General features: G+C 65.7%; 1 protein-coding gene. It reads right to left on the bottom strand.

Annotation, left to right across the window (positions count from 1 at the left end; translation table 11 throughout):
• On the bottom strand, positions 1-653 hold a 653-nt coding region (locus tag CR938_RS14335), incomplete at both ends, for an IS30 family transposase (RefSeq protein WP_162125625.1).

Raw genomic sequence — 653 nt, 5'->3', positions numbered from 1 at the left:
CAACGTCTGGCTGGCGAGCGACAGGTCACTGCCTTTCGGCAGGAACTGACGCAGCAGGCCATTGGTGTTCTCGTTGCTGCCGCCCTGCCACGGCGCATGCGGATCGCAGAACCAGATGTCCATCTTCAGCCGCCGGCTCAGTTCCTGGAAGTTGGCCATTTCGCTGCCCCGGTCATAGGTCAGGCTCTCGCGCAGCAAGGCCGGCAGCTTCTTCATCTGGCGAGTGAAACCCTCCACCGCATCCGCCGCTGTGCAGCCATCCATACGGCACAGCATCACGAAGCGCGTCTTGCGCTCCACCAGCACGCCCACCGCGGAGCGGTTGTAGGCGCCTTTGATGAAGTCGTCCTCCCAGTGCCCGGGCAGCAAACGATGCTCGATGTGCTCCGGTCGGTTCTGGATCCGCAAGGCCTCGGGCACGAAACTCCGGGCCGCTGCAGTGGTGCGGCGGCGCCCACGCGCCGGCTTCGCTTGGCGCACCGCGGCGACCATGCCTTGCTTCAAGGCACCGTGCGGCTGGGCGTAGATGGTCGCATAGATCGTTTCGTGGCTGACCAGACCGGGACGTTCGGCGTCGGGCATCTGCCGCAGTCTGGCGGCAATTTGCTGCGGCGACCAGCGCGAGAAGACCCGCCGGTCGTGCACGTGCTGGT

The sequence above is a fragment of the Pseudoxanthomonas taiwanensis genome, assembly GCF_010093135.1.
GTDB lineage: Bacteria > Pseudomonadota > Gammaproteobacteria > Xanthomonadales > Xanthomonadaceae > Pseudoxanthomonas > Pseudoxanthomonas taiwanensis.
Note: the sequence above shows the minus strand (reverse complement) of the source record. Positions and strands in the feature narration are given on the sequence as shown.